The sequence below is a fragment of the Sorangium sp. So ce131 genome, assembly GCF_051519095.1.
Classification (GTDB): domain Bacteria; phylum Myxococcota_A; class Polyangia; order Polyangiales; family Polyangiaceae; genus Sorangium.
The window spans coordinates 2,719,573-2,745,004 of the sequence record NZ_CP150455.1; the positions used below are offsets into that span (position 1 = coordinate 2,719,573).

The window sequence follows — 25,432 nt, forward strand, 5'->3', positions numbered from 1 at the left end:
GATGTGGACCTCATTTCCTGGTCGTGGTCGTCTGGGGGATCGCCGTGAAGGGGAAATGCGGCGGCTCCACGCCGGGCGCGCACTGATACCTGGAGAAGTCGGTGACGCCCTCTTCGCGGAGCAGGGCCTCGTCGATCCACGCCTTGCCGCGCCGCGCGGACGGCTCGCGCGAGAGCAGGGCGAGCGTGGCGTCGGCGATGATATCGGCCTTGCGCCAGAGCTCGGGGCCGCCGAGGCCGAAGTTGATGGTCGCGTAGCTCTCGATCGCGGTGGCGGGCCAGAGGGCGTGGGCCGTGATGTTGTGCGCCTCGTACTCCTCGGCGATGGCGTGGGCGATCATCGTCATGCCGAATTTCGAGACCGCATAGGCGCCGTGGTGGGCGCAGGCCGCGGCGTCGACCGGGGGCGACATCATGACGATGTGCCCGTATTTCTGGGCGATCATGTGGGGGAGGACGGCCTGCGACATCACGAACGAGGCGCGCACGTTGATGCCCATGATGAGGTCGAACTTCTTGACGGGCGTGTCCAGGACATCCGCCCACCAGAGCGCGCCGGCGTTGTTGACCAGCGCGTCGACGCGGCCGAAGCGCTCGATGGCCGCGGCGACGGCGGCCTTGCAGGCCTCGTCGTCCCTGACATCGAGCTTGACGGGCAGCGCGCGGCGGCCGAGGGCCTCGACCTCGCGGGCGACATCGTGGATCGTCCCCGGGAGGCGCGGGTTCTCGGCGACCTCCGTCTTCGCGGCGACGACGATATCGGCGCCTTCGCGCGCGCAGGCGAGGGCGACGGCCCGGCCGATTCCGCGGGAAGCCCCGGTGATGAAAACAACGCGATCCTTGAGGCGCATCGAGGGCGGTCATAGCACAGGCGCTGCCCCGGGGTGCGGCCTTGCGGCGCGCGGCCCGAGCTGTGATGCGGACCGCAAGGGCAAGCTCTGCCGTGGACGTGACCGGGCGGCGTCCTCGCGCCCTGCTGCCCGGCAGCGCTGAGCCGCGCGACGCGCGCGATCTCGCGTCTCGCGTGAGGAGGGCTGTGGTCCAGCCAACCCGTGGGAGCATCATCGGGCCGACATCCACGGATCTGCCGGGTCGACACCCACGGATCTGGCGGACAGACGTTCCCCGCGCCTGCAACCGAGGAGCTGCCATGATCCGCCGCACGCCGCTGGTTCCTCTCGGAGCACGAACACCTACCCTTCGGCTCAGTGGAGCTGGGGTATCCGATGGGCTCCTCGCCGCGCCTCCAACCGAACCTCGTTGAAGAATTCTCCTCTCGTCGAGCCCTGCGCGGGCCGGTTACACGGCGTCCGGAAAGATCCAGCGTTTGGGCGGCAAATCATGCGTTCTCGCGTCATTCACCCCTGGACATGCCGGCGGTCGGGTGACACCGTGTTGTGAGCGAACTGAAGGGAGGCGTTGCGCTGCGCCGCGGCGCTCCGAGCGTCACTCCGCCCCCTGAACAACGCTGTACTGGTGCGGCCTGTCGAGGCGCCGCGCGCCCACTGGCACCTGCCGGCGCGAGCCGCGGTCTCGGGGCGGGCTGCGCCAGGACAGGCTTATAGAAAAGGAGCTTACTGATGAGTGCCGTGCATCGAACGCTTGTCCTCGCCTTCCTCGCTGGAGGTTCCATCGTTGGCTGTCTCAGCTCGGCCGACGTGGATGAGGAGCTGTCCGAGGAGACGTCCGAGTCGCTGGATTCATCGATCTGCGGCAGCGCCCGGGAGGGCGGGCAGGTCTCGGTCTCCTGTCCGGCCGGGAACGTCATCACGGCGGTCGAGTTCGCGAGCTACGGCACGCCTTCCGGGGCGTGCGGCAGCTACACGGTCAGCTCGTGCGACGCGCCCACGTCGAAGTCCGTGGTCGAGGCCGCGTGCGTCGGGAAGCAGAGCTGCACCGTGAAGGCGGACAACGCGACCTTCGGCGGCGATCCGTGCAGGCGATCCTGGAAGCGGCTGCGCGTGCAGGTGGCGTGCGCCCCGGAGAGCCCGGACGGCGGCGCCGGCGCTGGGGGTGACGGCGCCGGCGGCGACGGCGCGGGCGGCGACGGCGCGGGCGGCAGCGACGGCGGCGGCGGCGAGGTCTGCGGCAACGGCACCTGCGGCGCGGGCGAGGACTGCTCGAGCTGCTCGAGCGACTGCGGCGCCTGCTCGACGTGCGCCGGCGCCGGGCCCGAGACCACGCTGCTCGACACCGAGGAGCAGGCCTTCCTCCGAATCATCAACGAGTACCGCGCACAGAACGGCCTCGGCGCGCTCTCGGCCTGCACCGCGCTGAGCCGCGCCGCCCAGGGGCACAGCGAGGACATGCGCGACCACAACTACTTCAAGCACGATAGCCAGGACGGCCGCTCGCCGTGGGACCGCGCGGCCAACGCCTGTTATGCGTCCGCCGGCAGAACCGCCATGGCCGAGAACATCGCCGCCGGCAACTCGGAGGCTCAGAAGACGTTCGACCAGTGGAAGAACTCGCCCGGCCACGACACCAACATGCGCGGCGCTTCCTACAAGGTCATCGGCATCGGGCGGGCGACCGGAGGCGGCCAGTACGGCTCCTACTGGACCACGGTGTTCGGCGGAACCTCGGACGCGAGCTGCAACTGACGGTCGACGCGGCGCGCCTGCTCGGCGCAGCCTGTCACGCGTGAGGCGTTCTGCTACAGCGGACCTGGCCGGGGGGGCCGGAGATCAGCGCCTCCGTGCGATGTCGCTGTGACGACGCTAACCGATGAGGGAGACGGCCCGGCGATTGCTAACGCTGGACGCTGCCACGGTGGGACGGCCGATCCATGGGCGAAGCGATGTGTCGCAGAGCCCAGCTCGATACGGCCGGTTCCAGGGCGTCGCCCGCGGAGTGCGGGCGCGCTCGCACGGCGTCCGAGCGGGGTGGGGGACAGGGTCTCACGCCGGTCGGAAGGTCGCACCCAGGGAGGCGAGGAGTCCCACGCGGATCCGGGGCTTCCCGCCTTCCTGGGGACATGCGGCGCCGCCGTGGCGGGCGTGTTGTCGATTGGAATCGTCATGGCCGAACACATCATCTATCTCCTCGGGCCGTACCAGATCCCCGGCTTCCAGGGCGAGCGCAACGTCCGCGTCTACCTGCCCAGCGAGGGCGCGCAAGCCGAGCCCGCGCCCGTGCTCTTCCTGTTCGACGGGCAGAACGTCTTCCACGACGACCCTTCCTATTCCGGCGGCTGGCACCTGCACCACGCCGTGCGCGACCTCGTGGGGCGGGGGCTCGCGGCGCCCGTCCTCGTGGGGATCGATCACGGCGGGAGCGAGCGGCTGACCGAGCTGTCGCCGTTCCCGGCCGAGGGCAGCGAGGGCCGGCTCGACGGCGTCCTGGGCTGGATCTCCTCCGAGATCGTGCCCGCCGTGCGCGAGCGCTTCGCGGTGCGGCGCGACCCGGACGGCACGGCGATCGGCGGCTCGTCGATGGGCGGCCTCGCGGCGCTCTACGCCCATTTCCGCCGCCCCGACGTGTTCGGCGCGGCGCTCTGCATGTCGCCCTCGCTCTGGTTCGCGGGGGGCAAGATCTTCGATTTCGTCGCGTCCCAGGCCGTGCCGGCGAGCTCGCGGCTCTACATCGACGCGGGCGCCCAGGAGGACGACGGCTCCGTGCTGCGCGACGCGGCGCGCCTGGTCGAGCACCTGCGCCAGCGGGGCTACGGCGACCAGAGCCTCCTCTTCTGCCCGGACGAGGCCGGCACCCACAGCGAGGACGCGTGGCGCCGGCGGGCGCCGGGGGCGCTGCAGTTCCTGTTCGTCGAGGCGGCGAAGGAGCAGCCGGCGGGCGACGGCGGGGGGACGGACGGGGAGCAGCAGGCCGCCTGAGCGGGGGCGGGCGCATCGCTAGCTACGCGTCTCCCTGACCCATGTAGGCGCGCAGCGGTAGGGGCGGTGGGTCTCCCGGGTGTGCTACCATCAAGCACGACATGGGAACGAGAACCAGCCAGGCAGGTGGGCGGGCACCGTCGGGCAGGTCCGGGACGGTCGCCGTTCGGGAGGCTGCCGAAGATGCTCGGGGTCGGCCCATCGACCTGAGCCCGGTTGAGACGCTCCTTGCGCGTATCAAGGACAGGTGCCACCCGGAACAGATATGGCTGTTCGGGAGTCGTGCGCGGGGCGACGCAAGGCCCTGGAGCGATTGGGATCTGCTAGTCGTAGTGCCGGATGACATTGACGAGAGCGAGCTCAGTCCTTTGCTGTCCTGGCGGCTCCAGAAGGGCTCGGGGGTGCCGGCGGATGTGCTCCTGTGCCGGCGGAGCGACTTCGTCGCGGATCGTGAAACCGTCAACACGATTGCCTACGACGTCGCGAGCGAGGGGGTGCTGATCTATGAGCGCTAATGTTCTGATCGCGAACATGCTCAGGATCGCGAAGGAAGATCTGGACGGCGCTCGACTCCTGGCTTCCCGCGGTAATCGCAACGCGATTTACCTGTGCGAGCAGGCCGCCGAGAAGGTTATCAGGGCGGTTTTGACGTCGGAGGGCAAGCACGCCGGCATCAAACACCACTTGGAAGAGATGGTGAACTTGGTGCCCGACGAGAACCCGCTGAAACCCGCGCTGCGGGACATAGAGGATCTCGCCGCATACGCTACAACCTATCGCTACCCCACGTCGTCGGGCAGAATACAGGAACCGCCGACGGGAAGCGAGTTCGATGAGATGGCCGACAAGGTCGAAGCCGCCCTCAAGCAGGCTGCCTCGTGCTTTCACGTCGACCTTGCCAAGAAGGGGGCGCCTGCCGGCAAACCAGATCCGATCCGCTGAGCTCCCAGCCTGGTCAGCGACATCGGCGAATCCGGAGAGCATCGAAGGCTCCGTGTCGCCGCCCCTCTATCTCCGCCCCTTGCTCCGCTTGCGCGTCCCCTGGACGATGCGCGCCGCGTAGCGCGGCACCGGCGCGGTCGCCGCGAGCGCGGCGGCGAGCCGCGCGGTCTCCGCGTCGGAGAACGACCCCTTCCGGAGCGCGGCGATCGCCTGCGCCACCACGTCGCGCGACTCGGGCCGCTCCGCGCGCGTCTTCTCCTCGAGCCAGCGCACGACCTCGGGGAAACGGCCCGCCAGCGTCGCGATCTGCGCGGGCATCCCCTGCCGGAGCAGGCGCAGCCCCTGCAGCCGCTCGTCCGCCCGCGGCGAGAGATCCGAGAGCGCGAACGCCTCCTCGAGCCGCGCGACCACCTCCGCGCCCGCCGAGATCCCGGTGAGCAACGTCCGGTCCGCGAGCGCCTCGAGCGCGGCGTGCGCCTGTAAATATCCGTCGGTCCAGGAAGAGAGCTCGGCCACCAGCACGTCGCCCCGCGCCGCCAGCATCGTGCGGAGCGCCGCGATGACGCCGTCGCGCACGAGGCGCCGCGGATCCTCGGCGATCTGCTCGAGGTCGCGCAGCGGCTCGCCGGCCGCGCGCGGCGCGGATCGCGCGCCGGGCCGCCCCTTCGCGCGGTCGCCGCCGCGCGCCGCCTGCGCCGCGAGCGCCTGCGCGGCCACGATGAGCGCGTACTCCTCCGCGCTCGCGCAGAGCGCGCGCACGAGGCGCTCGGCCGCCGCGCCGCGGTCCGCGATCGCCGCGCCGACCGCCCGCGCGAGCTCCAGGTTCGTGCGCGGCAGCGGGGCGCTCGGGCCGAGATCCGGGCCGGGCGCGCGCGCCCCGCCGCGCCGGGCGGGCAGCCCGGAGCTGCGCTCCAGGAGCGCCAGCAGCTCGGCCGGATCGCCGGACGTCGCGGCGCGCTCGATCGCCTCTTCTATCTTCGGGTTGCGCAGGGCGTGCGGTGGATGTTCCGCGCGCGCCGCGCCCCGGCGCGGATCCGAGGACTCGGCCATTCAAAACCCCAGCGAGAGGCCGACCTCCGGGGAGAGGACGGCGGTGACAGCGGGAAAGGTGAGGCCCGCGCGGAGGGCCAGGTTCAACGAGACGCCCTCGAGCGGCGCGTACGCAACGCCCGCGCCGACCGACGCGAACGCCTGGCCCGCCTGCTTGGTCGCGGAGAGCGTCTGCTGGCGGGGCTCGGTCGTGCCGCTCCGGCCCGGCCTCGTGCACGGGCTCGCGATGTCCAGCGGGTCGGCCCCGCACGCGCCGGCGTCCTCGAGCACCTCCACGTCGACGTCGGCGTCCACCTGCGCCACGCCGACGGCCGCGAGCGCGAACGGGCGGACGCCGATCCGCTCGAAGGGCCGCGCCGTCAGGAAATACTGCGCGCGCGCCTCGAGGTGCAGCGGCAGGAACGAGGCCCCGCCGTCCGTCGTGCCGCCCACGGCGAAGCCGACGCGGCCGCCGACCGTGAGGTTGTCGAGCAGCAGCCGGTCGTAGGCGAGCGCCACCCGCAGCGTCGCGAGCGCGAAGCCCAGATTGATGTCGTCCGCGACGCCCGGCGTCGGCGTCCCGTCGTACCGGCTCCCGTCGCCGCGCAGGCACACGAAGTTGTCGCGCTGCTGCGACGCGAAGGTGCACACGTCCTTGCCCGAGAGCAGGGCGACGTCGGGCGAGAAGGTGAGGGACACCCAGCTCCGCAGGACCTCCGGCGCGGCCTTGGCCGGGGCGCGGGCGACACACGCCCCGCCGGCGCACGTGAGCCCGCGGTTGCACTGGCGGTCGTCGATGCACTGCCGCGGCCCCTGCCGCTCCGGCGCCGCGCACGTCGCGGGCGGCGCGAAGCCGGGCCAGCGCGGCGGCGCCCCGGCGATCCGCGCCTTGATCTCCGTGCTCAGCGGGGCGTCGCGCGCGCCCGCGCTCGCGAGGATCGCGCCGTCCGCGTCGACGGCGGCGACGTGGTAGCGGAGCGTCCCCTCCTTCTCGACCGCGGCGCACGGCACGTTGATGCCGAACGCCTGGCCCCTCAGCTTCTTCATGACGAGCGGGCGGTACTCGTCCTCCCCGGGCGGCAGGTACCACACGGTCACCTGCTTCACGCTGGGCAGGAGGTCCGCCGGGACCTCGACGAACAGGGGGACGGGCGTGCGGACGCGCTGCTCGGGCGGCGGCGCGATCTGGAGCCGCGCGCCGGCCGCCGCGGGCGCACCGGCCGCTGCGGGCGCGTCGGACGCCCCGGCGCGCGGCGCGCCGACGCCGACTGCCACGCGCGCCTGCTCGAACGCAAACGCCACCTCCGGGGTCGCCAGGCCCGGGTCCAGCTTGGCCGACGGATCGACGCGGAGGGCGTCCGCGAACGCGTCGCGCGCGTCCCCCAGCTCCTTTCTGCCCTGGGCGAGCACGGAGCCGAGCGCGACGAGCAGCCGCGCCTTGACCGCCGGCGAGCAGCCCGCCTCGCCGCAGGCGTCGATGGCGGCCCGCAGCTTGCGCTCGGCCTGATCGAACCGGGTCTCGAGGTAGTCGGTCCCCAGCGCCTCGTTGAGGACCGCCTCGGCCTGGGCGTCCCGGGGCCGCGCCTGCGCAGCGGCGTCGCCCGCGACGAGCCACCCCGAGAGGCTCCCCGCGGCGATCGCGAGCAGCGCGCGCGGCGCGCTGGGAACGGAGCCGTTGCGTGCGGACATCGGCCGGCAACGTATCCCACGCGGGAAGCCGTGAGCTCCACAAAAACTCGCCCGTCTAGGCCCTGTCCACCTGCCCGCCGCCCGCGGCGGCGTCAGGCCTGGACGGTAATCCACAGGTTGTTCCCAGGTTGTGGAGTACCCACACCACGCCCTTGGCACCTTCACGGATGCCCGGGCCGCATGTGCTCACGGGAGCGGACAGCTCATCCACCCCGGCGCTGGCCAGGACCAGATCGGGGCATGGACGCACCACGTCCCGCCGACGCCACCAGGATTCTGCGATCTCGGGCACTCCGCGGTCCGAGGCACCGCAGAACTTCCGGGCGCTAAACTCCCCCCTTCGGAACCGATCTGCAACCCAAAAATCACGGGGTTGAGCCGGGATTGGCAGTCCACAGGGTTGTCCACAGATTGACCACCCGATGGCCCCAGACGGCGCCCAGGTTCCTCTCTGAGCGGGCGGGGTTCAGCCGGGCTCATCGTGCAGCGATTGACAAACACACGTCGACCGTGATCGCGCGGCGACCGTGGCGAGCGGCGACATGGCGGTGCGGCGACATGGCGGTGCGGCGACCGTGTGGCAGCGCGGCGACATGGCGGTGCGGCGACCGTGGCGCCGCGGCGAAGCTTGGCCGCGCGGCGGCGCGCGCGGCGTGCTAGCTGGTGCCCCATGCGGCTGCCGGACACGTCCGAGGAGATCGCGCCGGCCCCTCGCGCCGGCGACCCGCCGGAGCAGGCGCGGGACCGAGGTCGCTCGCTGCTCCGGAGGAGCGCGCGCGCCGGCGCGCGGCTCGCCGACCACGACGCGGGCTCGCTCGCCGAGCTCCTCCAGAAGGCCGGCGGCACCACGTCCGCCGCGCGCGCGGTGGCCGGCAAGGTGCTGCGTTACGCGTTCGGGGCGGAGGCGGACGGCGCGCAGACGGACGGGGCAGGGGCGGACGGCGCGCACGCGGACGGCGCGCCCGGCGCAGCGCCCGGCGCGCCGGCCTGGGACGCGCCCGCGCTCGCCGCGCTCGGCATCGGGGCCTGGGCGCACGAGGCCCTGCTCGCGCTCGACCCCGGCGTGTCGCTCGAGGTCGCCGAGCGGGCGCCGTCGGCGGACGACACGCTCCGCCTCGTCCTGCGCGCGCGCGACGGCGCGCTCATCGAGTCGGTGCTCATCCCCGGGCCGGCGCGCACCACGCTCTGCGTCTCCAGCCAGGTCGGCTGCGCCCGGGCCTGCTCGTTCTGCGAGACGGGCCGCCTCGGGCTCGCGCGCCAGCTCACCGCCGGCGAGATCGTGGACCAGGTGCGCGTCGCGCGCGCGCTCGCGGCGGAGCGGGCGGGCGCGCCGCTCAGGAACCTCGTCTTCATGGGCATGGGCGAGCCGTTCGACAACCTCGGCGAGGTGCTCCGGGCGATCCGCCTGCTCACTGACCCGCGGGTGTTCCGGTTCGCGCCGTCGCACGTGACCGTGAGCACCGTCGGCGTGGCCGACAAGATCGCCCCGTTCTTCCGCGGCGCGCGCGCGGAGCTCGCCGTCAGCCTGAACGCCCCGGACGACGCCCGCAGGCAGGGGATCATGCCGGTCAACGCGCGCTTCCCCATGGCGGCGCTCAAGGAGGCGCTCGCCGCCTCGCTGCCCCCGGGCCGGCGCGTGCTCTTCGAGTACGTGCTCTTCGACCGCTACAACGACGCCCCCGAGGACGCCGACCTGCTCGCCGCGTACGTCGCCGGGCTGCGGTGCCGGGTGAACGTCATCCCGTGCAACCCCGGCCCGGACCCGGCGCTGCGGCCGCCGTCGCCCGAGCGGCTCGACGCCTTCGTGGCGCGCCTGTCCGGCCACGGCGTGACCACGCTCGTGCGCCGGCCGCGCGGGCGCGACGTCGGCGGCGCCTGCGGTCAGCTCGCGGGGATGGCCCGGCTCACGCCGCCAGCGCCAGCTTGACCGCGGCGGTCCGGAAGAGCGGCTCGCCGGCGCGGAGCGCCCCGTTGCCCGTCGCCATCATGCGCGCGAGCTTGCCCGCGTGCCGGTTCATCCCGGCGAGCACCGCGCGCCTGTCCGCCTCGCTCCGGGTCGCGAGCAGGCAGAGCAGGTCGTCCCACACGCGGTCGCGCCACCCGCGGAGCATGAAGAGCACGGTGCTGGACACCGCGCGCTGCACGTCCTTCGTGAAGGTCGCGATCCGCGCGAGCGGGCAGCCGTAACGCCGGCTCAGGATCTCGAAGATCTCCGGCATCGCCTCGGCGAGAATTTCGTTCACAAGGTCGTGGTCGTGGCGGTAGCGGCGGAGGAGCCGGGCGTCCTGCGCGGCGCCGTGCTGGACGATGTTCTGCCACAGCCCGAGCGCCAGGTCGTAGTTGATGTGCGCGTTGATGCCGAGCAGCGCGTGCACCGCAGCCGCCGTCCCGCTGCCGGCGTTGCACCGGAACGCGACGTCCCAGGCCTCGATCCCGGCGGAGCGCCCGTCGAGCGACGCCTCCAGCGCCTGCAGGTAGAACTCGCAGAAGATCCCGGCCAGGCGCGAGATCCACGCGGGCTCGAGGAACCGGTCGTCGCGGCCATCGACGACCGCCTCCTTCACGCGGCGCGTGATGACGGCGTAGACGTCGGGGAACACCGCCCGCGGGTCGTTCCGCTCGCGCAGCCGCGCGGCCACCGTCTCCAGCGCGACGAGCGCCTCGGCGACGTTAGCGGGCTTCATGGTCACGCCCTGCAGGACGGCGTGACGCGCGGGCGTTGCCGCGGGGCGGCACGCGGTCGACGACCGCGTCTGCTTGCTCATCGTCGCCAGGTGTCCGTCCGAAGTAAGGGTGTTCATGGCTGCGCTGAGCGAGCGGATTCAAGGATCGTGCCTCTATGTCCAGTGCGCAGCCGTACACAGCGTTGGGGATCCGCGATACGCGTAGCGCCGCGCTCGAGCGCGCGCGCGCGGCGCAGACGGCCCCAGCCGCCACCGCGGCCCGCGAGTGATTTCCAGCGAATCCAGCGGCGTCCCGCGATCGGAATCCGCCGGCCGAGCGCGTTCGCTACCCGCCGTCGCTCCGCGACCCGCCGACGCGGGGTCGACCTGCGGTCGTCAACTCGGCGTCATTGGCGGATAAGGTGAGAAAGCTGACCTGAGCGCCAAATTGCCCCATGGGGCAGATTGTTACGCGCGGACGGAGAACCTTCATGAAAAATGCGGGATGCCCTGATGCCCGGCGCGCCGGAAGGGCGTGCAGCGACAGGATGCGACACCCCGCAGGAGTACGTCGGAATCTCGGCCCGCGGGGCGATGCGCCGTATCCTGGAGCTCGAGCGACGAGCGCGCCGCCGCGCGTCGTCGGCGCGTCGCTCCTCCGTGCGCGAGGGCAGCGCGATCCCTGGGTCATCACTTCGTCGAAACCATGAGCTTCCTCAAAATCGTCTGTTCCGAGCCCAAAAACGAGCTGGCGTCGTTCCTCCAGGCCCTGCCGTTCGAGCCGGCGGAGCCCGTCATTGCGCTCGTGCTGAGCACGGCGGATCTCGCGTATCCGAGCGTCGCCGCGCGCACGTTCCTCTATTCGGCGCTGGAGGCGGGCGCGTCGCACCTCCTCTGGGTGGCGCCGTACTTCCCGCCCTCGGGCAAAGTGGGGCGGCAGATTCGCGACGCTGAGGCATTTGTGCGCGCCTCGGGTCGGAAGGTGACGGCGGTATGGCATGGCCCCCTGCTCAGCGCGCTGAGCTTCTGGCGCGAGGACATCCGGCTCCGGCGCACTTTGCCCCTGCCGCTCGGCGACGGCGCCTTGCCCTGGGTGGCGCCTGCCGACGTCGCCCGCGCGGCGCTGCGCGCGCTCGAGCAGCCGGGCGCCGAGCCGCCCGTCATCTGCGGCCCGGCCGCCTGCACCGGCGCCGAGGTGGCAGAGGCGCTCACTCGCGCCATCCGGGCCAACCTCGCGGGCGCGCGCTTCGCCCGGAAGCGGTTCGAGGAGATCGATCGCGACCACAGCCAGGCGCTCAGCGCGGACGAGCTGCTGCCCTACCTCCGGGGCCTCGGGTACGCGCCCGACGAGGCGCAGGCGGTCCTGTCGGCGGCGGACGTGAACCGGGACGGGACGATCGACTTCGAGGAGTTCACCGCCGGCGTGCGGGAGCGGCTCGACACCCTGGTCCAGCAGCTGCTCCGCGAGGACGCGTTCGCGCTGCGGTACGTCGACACGCCGGCCGACCAGGCCGCGGCCGCGCTGGTCCAGGCGGGCCTGCGCAAGGCGGCGGCGGAGGCGCTGATCGAGGGCTGGGCGAGCCTCGCCAGGGAGGGGATCCCGGCAGGCGCCGGCGAGGCCTGGCTCGACCTGCCGCCCGCGAGCGTCGACGCGTGGGCCGAGCGGAGCGCGCTCGACTTCGTGAGCGTGCACCTCCTCCCCGGGCAGGGGCTGCTCTCCCGGAGCGAGGGGGCGTTCGATCAGGGCGCCGCGGCGGGCGCGCTGGCCGGCAAGCCCGCCTCGATCTCGAAGGTGGTCGACGGCAGCGGCCGGATCCTCTCGCTCTGCCGCGCGCTCGACGGGAGCGGCGTCGCGGGGCGATGGCTGGACGCGCCGGTCGACGGCCTCCGGTGGGTGACGTGCGGCGATCCGGAGAAGCGTCGCGCCCTGCTCGTGTCGGACGGGCAGCTCGCGGGGCTGCACGTGGAGGGCGAGTGGCAGGGCCTCCCCGCGGCGATGCGGCTGCTCATGGCGCGCGCCCCGCTGCCCGGCTGGCAGCTCGCGACGTTCCGCGAGCTCGGCGAGCTGAAGCTCGAGCAGGCCGCCGCCGTGCTCGAGCCGGACGAGATCGTGTGCAACTGCGCCGGCGTGAGGCGAGGCCAGATCTCGGCCCTGATCGAGGCCGGCTGCGCGAGCGCGGACGAGCTGTCGGAGCGGACGCGCGCGGGCCAGATCTGCGGCGGCTGCCGCCCCGCGATCGAGGAGATGTTCGGCGCGCCGGGCCTGACGCAGGCCGAGGTGAGGGGCGCGCGGGAGCTCTCCCCCGGGATTTTCCGGATCACACTCGCGCCCATCGGGGGCGCGCCGGCCGGGTCGGCGCCGGGGCAGCACGTGCTCGTGCAGGGGTACCTCGACCGGCGCTGGATGGCGCGCGCGTACACGCTCTCGGCGCCGGCGCGCCTGGGCGGGGAGTACGAGATCACGGTGAAGCGCGAGGAGCTCGGGGTGTTCTCGCGCTGGCTGTGCGAGCGCGCCGCGGCCTCGCTGCTGCGCGCCTCGGCGCCGCGCGGCAGCTTCGTCCTGCCGGCGCCGCCGGTCGACCGGGTGGTCTTCCTCGCGGGCGGGATCGGCGTCACGCCGGCGATGGCGATGCTGCGGGCGCTCGACGGGGGCGGCCGCGCCGACGCGCCGCGTTTCCACCTGGACTGGTCGGCGCCGCGCGCCGCGGACTTCGTCTACTTCGAGGAGGAGCTGCGCGCGATCGCCGGCCGCACGCCCGGCGCCGCCTTCCGGCTGCGCGAGACGCGGGCCGCCGGGCGGATCACGAAGGAGGAGGTGGCCGAGCTGTACCCGTACCGCCCCGGGTCGCGGGCGCTCGTGTGTGGTCCCGAGGGCTTCATGCGCGACGTGCACGCGCACCTCTGCGCGGCGGGCTGGCCGGAGGACATGATCCAGCGCGAGCTGTTCACGTCGAACGTCGACACCGCCGGCGCGATCCGGCCGACGCCGCTGCGGCGGGCCGGCGCGGCGCCCGTCGCCGGCGGGGTGTGCCCGGTCGAGCACGGCTCCTTCCACCTGAAGCCGACCCCGCCCGCGTCGGTCTGGACCGAGGCCGAGGTGTTCCTGCGCCAGTGTTACGCGGAGCTCGGCGTGCCGTCCGCCTTCGAGGAGCGCTGGCAGGACGTGCGGGCGAGCCTGGAGCAGCACGGGACGTACACGCACCTGGCCGACGAGCTCACGTACGGGGCGCGGCTCGCGTGGCGGAACAGCTCGCGGTGCATCGGGCGGTTCTTCTGGTCGACGCTCCACGTGCGGGACATGCGGCACCTGAAGACGGAGGAGGAGGTCTTCCAGGCGATCCTCGAGCACCTCGACCTGGCGACCAACGGGGGCGACATCCGGGCGACGCTGACGGCGTTCCGGCCGTGGGCGCCGCGGATCCGCATCTGGAACGGGCAGATCGTCCGGTATGCGGGCTACCGGCTCCCGGACGGGAGCATCCTCGGGGACCCGGCGAACGTGGAGCTGACGGAGCAGGCGCTGTCGCTCGGCTGGCCGGGCGGGGCGCGGACGCGCTTCGATCTGCTGCCGATCATCGTCCAGATCGGCGACAGCCGGCCGCGGTGGTTCGAGCTGCCGCCGGAGCGGGTGCTGGAGGTGCCGATCGAGCACCCGCGCCACGCGTGGTTCGCCGAGCTCGGGCTGAAGTGGCACGCGCTGCCGGCGGTCTGCAACATGGCCCTCGACCTCGGCGGGGTCCATTACACGGCGGTGCCGTTCAACGGCTTCTACATGGGGACCGAGATCGGCGCGCGCAACCTGAGCGACGTGACGCGTTACAACCAGCTGCCGGTGATCGCGGAGCGGCTCGGGCTGGACCGGTCGCGCAGCGACACGTTGTGGCAGGACGCCGCGCTGGTCGAGCTGAACGTCGCGGTGCTGCACTCGTTCCGGCAGGCCAAGGTGCGCATGCTCGATCACCACACGCTCGCGGACTACTTCAAGAAGTTCGAGCAGCAGGAGCGGCAGTGCAAGCGCCCGGTCTACGCGGACTGGAGCTGGATCGTGCCGCCGATGTCGGGATCGCTGACGCCGGTGTTCCACACCGACATGGAGAACCGGATCCTCAAGCCGAACTACCTGTACCAGGACGATCCGTGGAAGGCGCCGAAGGGGGCGTAGCGGCGTAGGGCGCATCCGGCGCTGGCGGTCGGGAGCGAGGGGGGGCCAGGGGGAGGCGCGACGGACCCGATCCGTTGGGAGGCGGTTCGGCCGGGGGTGCGCGACGGACCCGGTCCCGTTGGGAGAGGGCTTCAGCCGGGATGCGCAACGGATCGAGTCTGCGGGGAAGGGCGTCGGCCAGGGGGGCGCAACGGATCGAGTCTGCGGGGAAGGGCGTCGGCCAGGGGGGCGCAACGGATCGAGTCGGCTGGGAGCGCAGGCGCCGGGTTGCCATGCGCCTGCGTTCCGGGCGACCTCAGGCGTTATTGCATCGACGGGCGACGGAGCTGCGCCCCGCGCCTGGCCAGCCGTCCTCTCCTGCGCCACGCGACGTCTTAGTGTCCCGCGTCGCCGTCCTCGGGGAGGTGGGCGCCGCGTTGACCCGCAGGGCGTCGCCGGTCCACACTGCCGTCGTGGTGCGGGACCCGTTCGGCTGGACGGACATCAGCATCGAGCTCCTGGAGGCGCTCGATCCGGACGACTTCGAGCAATTCTGCTTCGATCTGATCCGGTTCGAGGCCTACGATCGCCACGACGATCCAGCCCTCGACGGCCCAGCGAAACGGAGCGTTGCGGACGGGGGGCGCGACATCCTGCTCACCGTCAAGAGGTCGCCTCGCCTCTCCAAGGCCGATTACCAGAAGGCGTACCACCTGGGTCCGCTCACGGAGGACGGTCAGGCCCGAACCGCGTACAGCTGCAAGAGCGGGGACAACTGGCTCAACCTGGCGCTGCGGGACGTCCAGGAGCGGAAGGGCCTCGGCCGGGTCGTCGAGGTGCTGCTGGAGGGCGGCTACTTCAAGCTGCTCATCAACACCATCGGCAACCTCGACAGCCAGGTGACGCGAGGCGGCGTCCAGCGAACGCCGCACGAGCACCTCGTCGCCGCCCTCTGGGAGCGCATGAAACAGGAGCGGCCGGACGCGGAGAACCCCAGCGCGCGCGTCGAGGTCCTGGACGCCCACGCACTCACCGGCTTCTTGCGCGCGCGCCAGCCCGAGAGCGGAAGCATCACCGGATGGGCCGACCGGTTCAGCATCGTCCCGCTGCTGCACGGCCTCGATGAATGGCGCGTTCACCACCAGGAAGACAGGAGCGAGCCGGAGTTCACGGACGATGCGGAGCGAGAGGCGCTGCGCGACGCGTTACTCGGGTTCATCCGACACGCCCCGTCCACGCCCCGCGAGCTGGCAGCGTGGCTCGTCGGCCCCCCGGGCGTCGGCAAGACGCGCCTGGTCCTGGAGGCGCTCGCGAGCGACCCGGCCGTCGAGCAGCGCGTGCGGGTCGCCCGGACCGCCGACGAGGCGCTCGGCGCGCTCGACCGCGGGCGGCTCCTGGCTCGCCACCCCGCGGTCGTCTTGATCGTCGACGACTGCCCGCCGATTCAAGTGGATCCGCTCGCCGCGCGCTTCGTCGCCGCCACGAGGACGCGCACGTCGGCGCGGCTCCTGATCGTGACGCCGGCGCCCAGGCAGGTACTGGACAAGGCGAGGCTCTCCCCGCGCTGGTACCTGAAGCCGCTCGACCCGACCGCCACCCGGACGCTCGCGGCCCGCGTGCTCGGGGGGCCAACCGACGCGGAGAGGGTCCACGACATCGCCCGGCTGAGCGAGGGCTATCCGTGGTTCGTCGACCTGCTCGCGCGCGAGTCTCTCGTCGAGGATCGCCCTCCCCACGACGTGCGCGAGGCGGCGCAGTGGGCGCTCGCGGCGTCCTGGGAGGCGGATCGAGGTCCGGAGCTCCAGGCGCTCCGCCTCCGCCGCGCGCGCTGCCTGCTCGCCGCGTCCATCACGCGACGGATCGACTGGGGCGAGCTCTCGCTGGCGCAGCGGGAGGACGTGTCCCGCGCCGTGGGTCTCGAGCGCGGGCAGGACCTGTTCGATGTCGCGGATCAGTGCGTCAGGCGCGGGATCCTCCGGCGCAACCAGGGCTGGAAGTACAAGTACGTGACGCCGCTCGTGCTCGAGCGGGAGGTGATCGCGTGGCTCCTCGACCCGGACGGCGGGCACGACCCGGGAGGCCGGACGCTGGTGAGATACGGCCAGCTCTACATGGACGACTTCTTCGAGACCCTGTTGCGGCTCGGGCTCCGCCGCGAGCTCCTGGTCGGCATGGCTCGGGTCGGCGTCGAGGACCTCGAGCGGGCGCCGGAGGACTGGGGGGAGCTCCGAAGGCTCGGCTTGCTCGGGCCGCGCCTCCGGTTCGTGGCCCGGCATGCGCCCGGCGCGACCGCGCGCGAGCTCCGCCGGCGGATCGAGGCGTCGAGCATCGACGAGCTGCGCGCGCGCGTCGAGGAGCGCCGCGGGATCGTGTTCGCCCTGGAGGAGCTCGCGACCCGCGCGGACGCCTTCGAGGACGCGGAGGCCGCGCTGCTCCGCCTCGCCCAGGCCGAGAACGAGTCGTACGCGAACAACGCCAAGGCGACGTGGGCGGGCCTGTTCCTCGTCGAGCTGAACGCCACACACCGATCGCTCGCCGAGCGCATGGCCCTCCTGGAACATCGGCTGAGCGATCCCGATCCCGCCGTGCGCGCGGTCGCCCTCGAGGGCATCCGGGCGGTCCTGACGACGAGGGCGTTCCGCATCGCGCACGAGGCGATCGACGGCGCCTGGACGGCAACCACGGGCGAGGAGGCCCGCCTGGCCCGAGCCCAAGCCTGGACGCTCCTCGGCGCGCGCTTCGGCGACCCCGATCGCGCCGTCGCGGCCGAGGCGAAGCGGGCAGCCGTCGGTGAGCTGCGCGCCGCGGTTCGGGCCGGGATGGGCGACCACGCCATGGCGACCCTCGCCGCGCACCTGGCCGATTTCACGGAATCCGAGCGCGTCCAGCTCCGCGATGCCCTCGAGACCGTGCGCACCTACGACGCGGGCTGGCTCGCGCCCGACGGCGCGTACCCCGGGCGCCTCGGGGCGCTGCTCGCGCCGTCCTCGTTCAAGGAACGCCTTCGCCAGCGCGTCGGGGCGTGGGGGCCCGCCGCGCTCCGCAAGAAGGACGACGCGCTCGACGATGCGCTCGCGCGCGAGGGGCTCGCGGGCGATGCTCCGGTGCTCGGTGAGCTCGACTGGCTCGTGTCCGAGGAGGCCGTGCGCGCGCAGGTGTTCGCATACGCCCTCGGCCGCTGTGACGAGCGCGGGCTGCTGCTCGCCGGGCTCCGCGAGCGGGCGAGGGCCTGGCGCAAGGCGTGGAAGGGACGGATCGTCTTCGCGCGCTACCTGGGCGGCTGGGCGCAGGCGGGCCGAGATGCGGCGGCGGACGCGGTCCTGCGCGATCTGAGGCTGGACACGGACGAGGCGTCGGTCCTCGCCCTGGCTGTCGTCGAGCTGGGCGCGACGGAAGAGCGCCTCGCCTGGATCCAGTCGGCGGTGCAGGGCGGCCTCCTCGATGAGGCCTGCGTCCTGGAGCTGGGCCGCAGCGGCCACTGGCTGAGCCAGGTCAGCGAGGCGGCCTTCGCGGCCTTCGCGGGGGTGCTCGTCGAGGGCACGTCGATCGAGCACGCGGCGGCGGCGCTGGAGCTCCTCGTCGATCACATCGAGGACCGACCCGAGCGCGCGGCGCCCTTGCGGGCGCTCTTGCTCCGGGCGCTCGAGCGCCTGGCTCCCCACCGCGTGCACGGCATGACCGACCACTTCTGGGAGCTGGGGGCGCGGCTCCTCGTCGAGCAGGGGGAGGTGGCGCGCGTCGCGGAGCTCGCGCTGGTTGCGCTATCGCAGCCTCGGGGCGCTAAGGACCACGCATGGAAGGCATTGCATGCGGCCGCCGCGCGCGACGCCCGAGCAGCGTGGCGGGCCGTCGCGACGGCCCTGGACCGACGCGACCCCGCGGCGGGGCACCTGCGGATGGCGTTCATGTTCCATCGTTCGTCGTTTGCCTGGCCCGTGGAGGAGGTCCTCGCGTGGGCCGGGCAAGACACGCGCCGTGGTCGCACGGCGGCAGCGCTGGTACGTCCCCGCTCGCCGGAGCTCGATCCGATCGTGCGCGCCTTGGTGCAGCGGTTCGGGCCGCGGAGCTCGGTCGCGGATGAGAGCATCGCCCGTATCCACAGCACCGACGGGGCGGTCGCGAGCCTGGCCGAGCACGACGCCGAGCAGCTCGATCGCGCGCGCGTGTGGCTTGCCGACCCCGACCCGCTCGTCCGCGCCTTCGTCGAGCGGCTCATCGAATCCCTGACGCGCAGCCATGAGCATCACGCGGCGGACGAGGAGGACGAGCGCCGCCGCTGGGGCACGTGAGGTGCAGCGAGAGCACGCGATGCGCGACGGCGCCGTCACTCCTGCTCGTTCGCGGCGAGCCCGGAGCTCTCGTGTTCGAGGTCATCGCCGCGAGCCTCCGGCGGAGCGGCCTTTCCTGATCATTCCTGGTAGATGGGGTGGTACCATCCGCCCGCTCGATGGACGACGAGGAGCTTGCGGCGCAGCGCATCGGGACCCGGATCGGCACCTGGACGGTGGAGCGCGTGCTCGGCGGCGGCGGCATGGCGAGCGTGTTCCTCGGCCGGCGCGCCGACGGCCAGGTCGCGGCGATCAAGGTGCTTCACCCGTACCTCAGCGAGATCGAGGAGCTCCGGAAGCGGTTCCTGCGCGAGGGGCCGATCGGGAGCGCGCTGGCCGCGGTCGGTCCGCTCTGCGAGGGGCTGCCGCTCATCCTGGAGTCGGGCGTCGCGGACGACGGCGCCGCCTACCTGGCGATGGAGGTGCTCGAGGGCGAGACGCTGTTCGACTGGATGGCCCGGGCGGGGACGCTCCCCGTCGGCCAGGTGCTGACGCTGGCCGAGCGGGTGCTCGACGTGCTGGTGGTGGCGCACGCGCACGGCGTGGTGCACCGGGACATCAAGCCCGAGAACCTGCACGTCGGGACCGACGGGCGCGTGAAGGTGCTCGATTTCGGCATCGCGCGTGTGCTCGACCCGCTGCCGTTCGGCATGGGCGAGCTGCCGGAGAAGACGGCCACGAAGACGGGGGTGGCGCTCGGCACGAGCGAGTACATGGCGCCCGAGCAGGCGATGGGCATGGTGCGTGAGATCGACGGGCGGACCGATCTCTTCGGCCTGGGCGCCACGATGTTCCGGCTGCTCTCCGGCCGCGCGATCCACGGCGACGTGGCCGACGCGCGCCTGCTCATCGCGGCGGCGACGGAGCGGGTGCCGTCGCTCGCGGCGTGCGCGCCGGCCGTGCCGTCCGAGGTGTGCGACGTCGTGGACCGCGCGCTCGCGTTCCACAAGGCCGAGCGGTATCCCGACGCGGCGACGATGCGGGGCGACGTGCGCGCGGTGCGGGCAGGGCGGCTGCCGCCGTACGTCGTTGCCGTGGAGGAGGGGCGGATCCCGGCGGGGGGGCGGCTGCCGGCGCGCTGAGGGGGAGCCCTCCGGAGAGCTCACCGACGACTTCCGCCCCAGCGCATGATCGTCGCCCGGGCCAGCTCCTCAGCGCACGTCCGGTGATCCCGCGCGCGGCGGGGAGGGACCAATCAACAGCTCCAGCTCCGCGCGCGACACCGGCTTGACCAGGTGGTGGTCGAAGCCGGCCGCGTAGGAGAGACGTCGATCCTCCTCCTGGCCGTACCCGCTGAGCGCCACCAGGAGCGCGCCCTCGACGCCCGGCCGCCGGCGCATCTCCCTGGCGACCGCGTACCCGTCCATCCCTGGCAGCCCGATGTCGAGCAGCACGACCTCTGGCCGGAAGGCCGGCGCCGACTCCAGCGCCTCGGGCCCGCTCATCACCATGCGCACCTGGTGCCCCATCGATTGCAGCAGCATGACCAGGGACTCGGCCACATCCGGGTTGTCGTCGACGACCAGGATACGCTTCGATGCCGCGGGCGCCGGCTGTTCCCGGGCGGGACCCGCAGCCGCCCTGGTGGCCTTGGCGGCCGTGGCCGGCAACCACAGGATGAACTCGCTCCCTTTCCCGGGGCCGTCGCTCCGCGCTTCGACGGTGCCCCCGTGCATCTCCACCAGGCGGCGCACCAGGGTGAGGCCGATGCCGAGCCCGCCTTGGGCGCGGTCCGGAGTGCGCTCTCCCTGGGTGAACAGATCGAAGATCCTCGGCAGGAGGTCCGGCGCGATACCCTGGCCGGTGTCCTTGACCCGGAGCTCCAGCCGATCTCCCTGCCGCTCGCCGATCACCCAGATGCGGCCCCCGGGATCCGTGTACTTGATGGCGTTGTGCAGGAGGTTCGTGATCACCTGGACTATCCGGGTGGGGTCGACCTCCAGGTGGACCGGCCTCATGGGGAGCGAGATCATGAGCTCATGACCGCGCGCCTCCACGAGCGCGGCGACGGAATCGACGGCCTGGCCCACGAGCGAGGAGAGGGGCACCGTCTCCTGGTGGAGGCGGATCTTGCCTCGCGTGATGCGCGAGACGTCGAGCAGGTCGTCGACCAGCCGCACGAGGTGCTCGATCTGGCGGTCGATGATGGTGAAGGCCCGCTCGAGCTGTCCGTCGTCGGACGTCTTCTGGCGTAGCGCCTCGATGACGCTGCGGACCGGGGCCAGCGGGTTGCGCAGCTCGTGTCCCAGCATCGCCAGGAACTCGTCCTTGCGCCGGTCCGCCTCGGCGAGCTGCTCCGCCCGCTGCTGCAGCGCCTGCTCGAGCTCCTTTCGCTCGGTGATGTCGACGCACGCGCCGGTCAGGGCCACCGCGGATCCGAGCGCGTCGCGGAAGATCCTCCCCTGGTCTCGCAGCCAGTGCACGGAGCCGTCGGGCCAGACGACGCGGAACTCGACGGTGAGGTCGGAACCCCTGCGAACGGCGGCCTCGAAGGCCTCGCGCACGGCCGGCTGGTCCTCGTGGTGGATGAGCTGGATGAAGTCTTCCAGGGTGCGGATCACCCTGGTCGGCTCCGCGCCCATCAGCTGCTTCAGGCTTGGATCCAGGGTCTCCCTGTCCTGGGCGACGTTCCAGAGCCAGGTGCCCATCTTGGCGGCCTCGAGCGCGAGCCGCAGCCGCTCCTCGCTCTCGCGCAGCGCCAGCCCGGCGAGGTGCTGCTCCGTGTGGTCGCGCATCAGCTTCGCGAAGCCGCGCAGGCTGCCGTCCTGGTCCTTCAGCGGCGTCATGGTGCCGGTGCACCAGACGCGGGTCCCGTTCTTCCGGACATGCCAGCGCTCGTTCAACGCCCGGCCGTCCGCCAGGGCCGTCCGCATCTCGTCCGCGGGCAAGCCGGTCCGGACGTCCTCGGGCAGGTAGATCTGCGTCAGAGGTTTTCCAAGGATCTCGTCCTCGGTGTACCCGAGGACCTCCGGCCCGCCTCCCCCCCAGGCGATGATGTTCCCCTCCGGGTCGGTGGCGAGGAGGGCGTAATCCTTCGTGCTTTCGATCAGCAGGCGGAAGAGCTCACGCTGCCATGCGTCTTGATGTGCTTTTTTTCCCTGGTCCATGGGACAGCCCGTCGCTCCTTCGGCGAGTCTTCCGGCACGTCGTCGCGCCTCAGCCGGGCTGCAGGGTAGGAGGACACCACCACGGCCCTCACGCCCGTGATATGGTGCCGAGGTCTCCGAGGCGCCATCTGCAATCCGCGGACCGCGCGAGTCTCGGAGCGTCGTGCGCCGCCTGGAACTCCCGTCCCTTCCGGTAAGGATTGTCGGGGCACCGGCCGTCCACCGCGACGCGGCGCGCGTCCGCGTCGAGCCCTTCGACGTCATCGAGCTCGATCGCCCGGTGCGCTGGGCGAAGTGGCGGAGCGAGCCGCGCCGGTGACGGCGGCGAGCCGGGGAGCACACGGCATCTCTCGGGATCCCTGGCCAGACCTGTGACACTCGGAGCTAGCGACGGAAGGAACAGCGGAGTCGGCCGTTGGCGTTCTCGATGTCTCCTTTGCACCGCCTGGCGTCCTCCAGGCGCGTCCTGCGGAAGTTCCCTCTCCGGTCCCGGCACCTCGCGAGCAGCGTGCCTTCATCCATGCGGATGTCCCTGCAGGTCCTGCGGTACGAGCCGCGCGGCGCCCGGTCCTGAGCTTGCGCCGTGTCGCTGCTGGACATCATGGTCGACAACGAGAGCGCGCCGAGGACCAGCGCGAAGAGCGTGTGCTTCATGGATCTCCCCCCACGTAGGCGCAGCGCCCCAAGCGGTGCGCGCTGCCGATCTCATGGAGCAACCTCCCCCACAAGCGCAATCGTGCTGGAACGCCACCCGGCACAAGGTCTCATCCCCCGTATTTCGTCTCCCGTCTTCGTGCTCGTGCTCGTGCTCGATATTCCCTAACAGATCCACCCTCTCTCCCTCTCCCTCTCCCTCTCCCTCTCCCCTCCACGCCCCGTCCACCCTCACGCCCTCCGGGCGCTTGCGAGCAATCCCGCCGCCTTCGCGAGATCCTCCTGGAAATGCGCCCTCGCCGCCGCGCGCGCCGCCTCGTCGGGCATGCGCAGCAGCGCCGCCGGGTGGTACGTCGCCATCCACGCCTCCGCCCACGGGGTCCTGAACACCTGCCCGCGGCTCTGCGTCACGCTGAACCGCCCGCCCAGGAAGGAGCGCGCCGCCGTCGCGCCGAGGCACACGATCACGCGCGGCCGCACCGCGTCCACCTCGGCCTGGAGCCAGGCGCGGCAGGCCTGGATCTCCGGGCCGACAGGCTTCGCGTGCAGCCGGCGCTCGCCGCGCGGCTCCCACTTGAAGTGCTTCACGGCGTTCGTCACGTAGAGGCCGCCCCGCGACAGGCCCGCTCCGGCGAGCGCCTCGTCGAGCACGCGGCCCGCGGGCCCGACGAAGGGCCGGCCGGCGAGGTCCTCCTCGTCGCCCGGCTGCTCGCCCACCAGCATCAGCGCCGCGTCGGCCGGCCCCTCGCCGAACACCGTCTGGGTGGCCCGCTCGCAGAGCGCACACGCCCGGCACGCCGCCGCCGCCTCGCGCAGCACCGGGAGCTCGCGCGAGGCGGGCACGTACGCCGCCGCCGCGCTGCCCGAGCCGCTGCGGCTCGCCTGCATCGCGTCCACGCGCGACGCGGCGTCGCGGACGAGCTCGTTCATCACCGAGAGCTCGGGCAACGTGCTCCAGTGCTTCGCGGGCATCTCCGCGCGCATCGCCCGGAGGTTCACCCGCGCCGGGTTGTAGATCGCCCGGTAATACGTGCGGAACAGCTCCTCCAGCTCGTCCTCGCGCGGCGCGGCGTCGCGCGGCAGACCCGGACCGTAGCGGAGCTCGGCGCCGTCCCAGTGCGCCGACTCGTCGGGCGTCAGGATCGACCACGCCATCGACGGGAAACGCCGCGCGAAGAACGGCGCGGCGAGGCGGACGATCCGGTGATCGGGCCGGTACCACGCGACGTAACGCTCGCCGCCGTCGTCCGCGACCCGCCGGAAGCGCACGAAGGCGTGCATCTTGTGCTCGTCGCGCCGCACCGCCTGCTCCATGGCGCGGAGCTTCGCGACGTCGGGGTCGGCGGCGAGCTCGAGCAGGTAAGGCTCGCCGTGCGTCAGCCGGAACAGCGCGCGGTAGAGCAGCGAGAAGCGCGCGCCGTCGCGGTGGCAGGAGACGGCACCCGCGAGGGACATGAAGGCCGCCGGGACGCGCGGCCGCGGCGCGCCCGCAGGCGCCGCCGGCGCCTCGCCCGCAGGCGCCGCCGGCGCCGCGGCTCCGGAGGCGGCCGGCGCGGCCAGCGCGGCGCCGAAGAGCACGCCCTGCCCCTCGCTGACATCCTCCCAGAGGACGTCCTCGGGCGGCGTCCCGCGGGCGAGCAGCGCGCGCGCGGCGTCGCGGAAGGCGTCGAACGTGGGGGCGATGGGCGCGCGCACGAGGGGCATACGAAGCGGGCACCTGGGGCGCTCCACGCTCGATGGCAAGGCGCCCGCTCTATGCGGCGCTCGCGGAGCCCAGGGAACCCAGGATCGGGCGTGCGACTCCCGTCTCCTGTGCAATCTCTCCCGGCCGGCCCCGGCACACCGGCAGAAGACGCCAGTCGCCATGGTAGGCTGGAGGGGATGCGCAGCTGCTCCTTCACGGGCCCGATAGCTCTCCTGTCCGCTGCCCTGGCCCTGTGCAGCATCGGTTGCGGCGATGACCCCGCCCACGCCGCAACAAGCCAGTCCGGCGCAGGCGGGGCCGGCGGCGAGCTCGGCGGCGGCGGCGCCGACAGGCCCGCTTCCAGCGCGAGCGGCGGCGCCGGGAGCTCATCCGGTCCGGACGGCGCGGGCGGCGCCGGGAGCGTGGGCGGCGCCGGGGGCGGGGAGGTGGCCCCGGTCGACAGGTTCGGGATCGCGACGCTGCGGCCTGCGCTGCCCGGAGGCAAAACGTGGATCTCGACCTGGGATAACGGCGCGGCGCGCACGTTTTCCGGGATCGATCCCGAGGATCCCTGGTTCGACGCCGATCACGGCGACGCCTCCTACGAGACCGACGGCCAGGGCATCCTCAAGATCAGCGGCCAGGTCCCGCGGATGTACGTCCACGACCCCGCGCTCGTCGACCAGTGGCGCGACGTCGAGGTGACGATGTACTTCATGCGCGTCGACGACGACGCGACCCCCTGGGGAGGCCTCGTCGCGATGGCGCGCACCAACCACGGCACGATCGGCGACGAGGACGTCACTCCGTGCGACACGCGCGGGATCGCCGCCCGCATGCGTTACGACGGGAGGGTCGATTTCGAGGAGGAGACGAGCCACCCCGACTCCGTGGCCCTCCTCGGCAAACCCTACTGGGAAGGCGGCATGCCGGAGCAGGTCTGGATCGGCTACAAACAGCTCGTCTACGACCTGCCGAACGGCGGCGTGAAGCAGGAGCTCTGGATCGACGAGACCGACGGCGCGGACGGCGGCGCCTGGGTGAAGATCCTCGAGCACGTCGACCAGGGGACCGACTTCGGCGTCGGCGGCGACGCCTGCGCGCAGGGCGTCGATCCGGCGATGAAGCTCACCGGGGCGCCGGATCGCCCGGGCTCCGAGACCGGAAAACCCAACATTTCCGTGTACTTCCGGAGCGACGGCGTCGGGCCCGACGGGCTCCTGTACAAGAAGGGCAGCGTCCGCGAGATCGTGCCCTGAGCGGCCCCTGCGCGCCTGCGCTCGGCTGTCCGCTCCACCCGGAGCCGGCCCGGGCCCCGCGACCCCGGCGAGGCGCCGCTCACACCGACCCCGGCGAGGCGCCG

The 25,432-nt window shown here is 72.7% G+C and carries 16 protein-coding genes; 9 read left to right on the plus strand and 7 right to left on the minus strand.

Translation table 11 applies throughout. The annotated features are described in order from the left end of the window. Positions 1 to 10: 10 nt before the first annotated feature. A complete protein-coding gene (locus tag WMF43_RS10080; protein WP_437679279.1) occupies positions 11 to 850 on the minus strand; it encodes an SDR family oxidoreductase in 840 nt (279 codons plus the stop codon). A gap of 738 nt (positions 851 to 1,588) precedes the next feature. On the opposite strand from WMF43_RS10080, the gene WMF43_RS10085 reads away from it, so the two are divergent. The 4 genes from WMF43_RS10085 (at position 1,589) to WMF43_RS10100 (ending at position 4,774) form a co-directional block, all read left to right on the plus strand. After that, complete coding sequence (locus WMF43_RS10085) at positions 1,589 to 2,602, plus strand: CAP domain-containing protein (RefSeq protein ID WP_437679280.1); 1,014 nt, start codon at positions 1,589 to 1,591, stop codon at positions 2,600 to 2,602. 417 nt (positions 2,603 to 3,019) lie between these two features. Next, complete coding sequence (locus WMF43_RS10090) at positions 3,020 to 3,832, plus strand: alpha/beta hydrolase (protein ID WP_437679281.1); 813 nt, start codon at positions 3,020 to 3,022, stop codon at positions 3,830 to 3,832. Between the two features lie 101 nt (positions 3,833 to 3,933). Continuing rightward, positions 3,934 to 4,347: a nucleotidyltransferase domain-containing protein gene (locus WMF43_RS10095; protein WP_437679282.1), complete on the plus strand. Its 414-nt coding sequence runs from the start codon at positions 3,934 to 3,936 to the stop codon at positions 4,345 to 4,347. Positions 4,348 to 4,363: 16 nt separating this feature from the next. Then, positions 4,364 to 4,774, plus strand: coding sequence for a HEPN domain-containing protein (locus tag WMF43_RS10100; RefSeq protein WP_437679283.1), 411 nt, complete (start codon positions 4,364 to 4,366; stop codon positions 4,772 to 4,774). 66 nt (positions 4,775 to 4,840) lie between these two features. On the opposite strand, the gene WMF43_RS10105 is transcribed toward WMF43_RS10100, so the two are convergent. Together WMF43_RS10105 and WMF43_RS10110 are read right to left on the minus strand one after the other, a co-directional pair. Beyond that, positions 4,841 to 5,824, minus strand: a complete 984-nt coding sequence (locus tag WMF43_RS10105; RefSeq protein ID WP_437679284.1) for a hypothetical protein — start codon at positions 5,822 to 5,824, stop codon at positions 4,841 to 4,843. Continuing rightward, entirely contained in the window at positions 5,825 to 7,492 is a 1,668-nt protein-coding gene (locus WMF43_RS10110; protein WP_437679285.1) for a hypothetical protein, read from the minus strand. Positions 7,493 to 8,162: 670 nt separating this feature from the next. On the opposite strand from WMF43_RS10110, the gene rlmN reads away from it, so the two are divergent. Next, complete coding sequence (rlmN, locus tag WMF43_RS10115) at positions 8,163 to 9,419, plus strand: 23S rRNA (adenine(2503)-C(2))-methyltransferase RlmN (RefSeq protein ID WP_437679286.1); 1,257 nt, start codon at positions 8,163 to 8,165, stop codon at positions 9,417 to 9,419. On the opposite strand, the gene WMF43_RS10120 is transcribed toward rlmN, so the two are convergent. Next, the gene (locus tag WMF43_RS10120; protein WP_437679287.1) at positions 9,397 to 10,293 is read right to left on the minus strand and encodes a DUF5995 family protein; all 897 of its coding nucleotides are present in this window, start codon (positions 10,291 to 10,293) and stop codon (positions 9,397 to 9,399) included. The two genes, rlmN and WMF43_RS10120, sit on opposite strands and share 23 nt — an antisense overlap. A 568-nt stretch (positions 10,294 to 10,861) precedes the next feature. Here WMF43_RS10120 and WMF43_RS10125 point away from each other — a divergent pair. The 3 genes from WMF43_RS10125 (at position 10,862) to WMF43_RS10135 (ending at position 19,706) form a co-directional block, all read left to right on the plus strand. Continuing rightward, positions 10,862 to 14,317: a nitric oxide synthase oxygenase gene (locus WMF43_RS10125; protein WP_437679288.1), complete on the plus strand. Its 3,456-nt coding sequence runs from the start codon at positions 10,862 to 10,864 to the stop codon at positions 14,315 to 14,317. 377 nt (positions 14,318 to 14,694) lie between these two features. Then, on the plus strand, positions 14,695 to 18,585 hold the full coding sequence (locus WMF43_RS10130; protein ID WP_437679289.1) for a hypothetical protein: 3,891 nt from the start codon (positions 14,695 to 14,697) through the stop codon (positions 18,583 to 18,585). Positions 18,586 to 18,743: 158 nt separating this feature from the next. Then, a complete protein-coding gene (locus WMF43_RS10135) occupies positions 18,744 to 19,706 on the plus strand; it encodes a serine/threonine-protein kinase (protein WP_437679290.1) in 963 nt (320 codons plus the stop codon). A 69-nt stretch (positions 19,707 to 19,775) separates the two neighbouring features. On the opposite strand, the gene WMF43_RS10140 is transcribed toward WMF43_RS10135, so the two are convergent. From WMF43_RS10140 to WMF43_RS10150, 3 genes are all read right to left on the minus strand, one after another. Beyond that, positions 19,776 to 21,731 (minus strand): hybrid sensor histidine kinase/response regulator, encoded by a 1,956-nt coding sequence (locus WMF43_RS10140; protein ID WP_437679291.1) that lies wholly within the window; start codon positions 21,729 to 21,731, stop codon positions 19,776 to 19,778. A 384-nt stretch (positions 21,732 to 22,115) separates the two neighbouring features. After that, on the minus strand, positions 22,116 to 22,385 hold the full coding sequence (locus WMF43_RS10145; protein WP_437679292.1) for a hypothetical protein: 270 nt from the start codon (positions 22,383 to 22,385) through the stop codon (positions 22,116 to 22,118). A 231-nt stretch (positions 22,386 to 22,616) separates the two neighbouring features. Then, positions 22,617 to 24,089, minus strand: coding sequence for a UdgX family uracil-DNA binding protein (locus WMF43_RS10150; RefSeq protein ID WP_437679293.1), 1,473 nt, complete (start codon positions 24,087 to 24,089; stop codon positions 22,617 to 22,619). A 177-nt stretch (positions 24,090 to 24,266) separates the two neighbouring features. On the opposite strand from WMF43_RS10150, the gene WMF43_RS10155 reads away from it, so the two are divergent. Beyond that, positions 24,267 to 25,328, plus strand: a complete 1,062-nt coding sequence (locus WMF43_RS10155) for a hypothetical protein (RefSeq protein ID WP_437679294.1) — start codon at positions 24,267 to 24,269, stop codon at positions 25,326 to 25,328. The last annotated feature ends 104 nt before the right edge of the window (positions 25,329 to 25,432 follow it).

Bases quoted from the DNA above. Each gene is read 5' to 3' on its own strand.
- WMF43_RS10105 (WP_437679284.1), bottom strand. From the start codon at position 5,824: ATGGCCGAGTCCTCGGATCCGCGCCGGGGCGCGGCGCGCGCGGAACAT.
- rlmN (WP_437679286.1), top strand. From the start codon at position 8,163: ATGCGGCTGCCGGACACGTCCGAGGAGATCGCGCCGGCCCCTCGCGCC.
- WMF43_RS10145 (WP_437679292.1), bottom strand. From the start codon at position 22,385: ATGAAGCACACGCTCTTCGCGCTGGTCCTCGGCGCGCTCTCGTTGTCG.
- WMF43_RS10080 (WP_437679279.1), bottom strand. From the start codon at position 850: ATGCGCCTCAAGGATCGCGTTGTTTTCATCACCGGGGCTTCCCGCGGA.
- WMF43_RS10120 (WP_437679287.1), bottom strand. From the start codon at position 10,293: ATGAACACCCTTACTTCGGACGGACACCTGGCGACGATGAGCAAGCAG.
- WMF43_RS10155 (WP_437679294.1), top strand. From the start codon at position 24,267: ATGCGCAGCTGCTCCTTCACGGGCCCGATAGCTCTCCTGTCCGCTGCC.
- WMF43_RS10110 (WP_437679285.1), bottom strand. From the start codon at position 7,492: ATGTCCGCACGCAACGGCTCCGTTCCCAGCGCGCCGCGCGCGCTGCTC.
- WMF43_RS10090 (WP_437679281.1), top strand. From the start codon at position 3,020: ATGGCCGAACACATCATCTATCTCCTCGGGCCGTACCAGATCCCCGGC.
- WMF43_RS10100 (WP_437679283.1), top strand. From the start codon at position 4,364: ATGCTCAGGATCGCGAAGGAAGATCTGGACGGCGCTCGACTCCTGGCT.
- WMF43_RS10150 (WP_437679293.1), bottom strand. From the start codon at position 24,089: ATGCCCCTCGTGCGCGCGCCCATCGCCCCCACGTTCGACGCCTTCCGC.
- WMF43_RS10125 (WP_437679288.1), top strand. From the start codon at position 10,862: ATGAGCTTCCTCAAAATCGTCTGTTCCGAGCCCAAAAACGAGCTGGCG.
- WMF43_RS10140 (WP_437679291.1), bottom strand. From the start codon at position 21,731: ATGGACCAGGGAAAAAAAGCACATCAAGACGCATGGCAGCGTGAGCTC.
- WMF43_RS10095 (WP_437679282.1), top strand. From the start codon at position 3,934: ATGGGAACGAGAACCAGCCAGGCAGGTGGGCGGGCACCGTCGGGCAGG.
- WMF43_RS10135 (WP_437679290.1), top strand. From the start codon at position 18,744: ATGGACGACGAGGAGCTTGCGGCGCAGCGCATCGGGACCCGGATCGGC.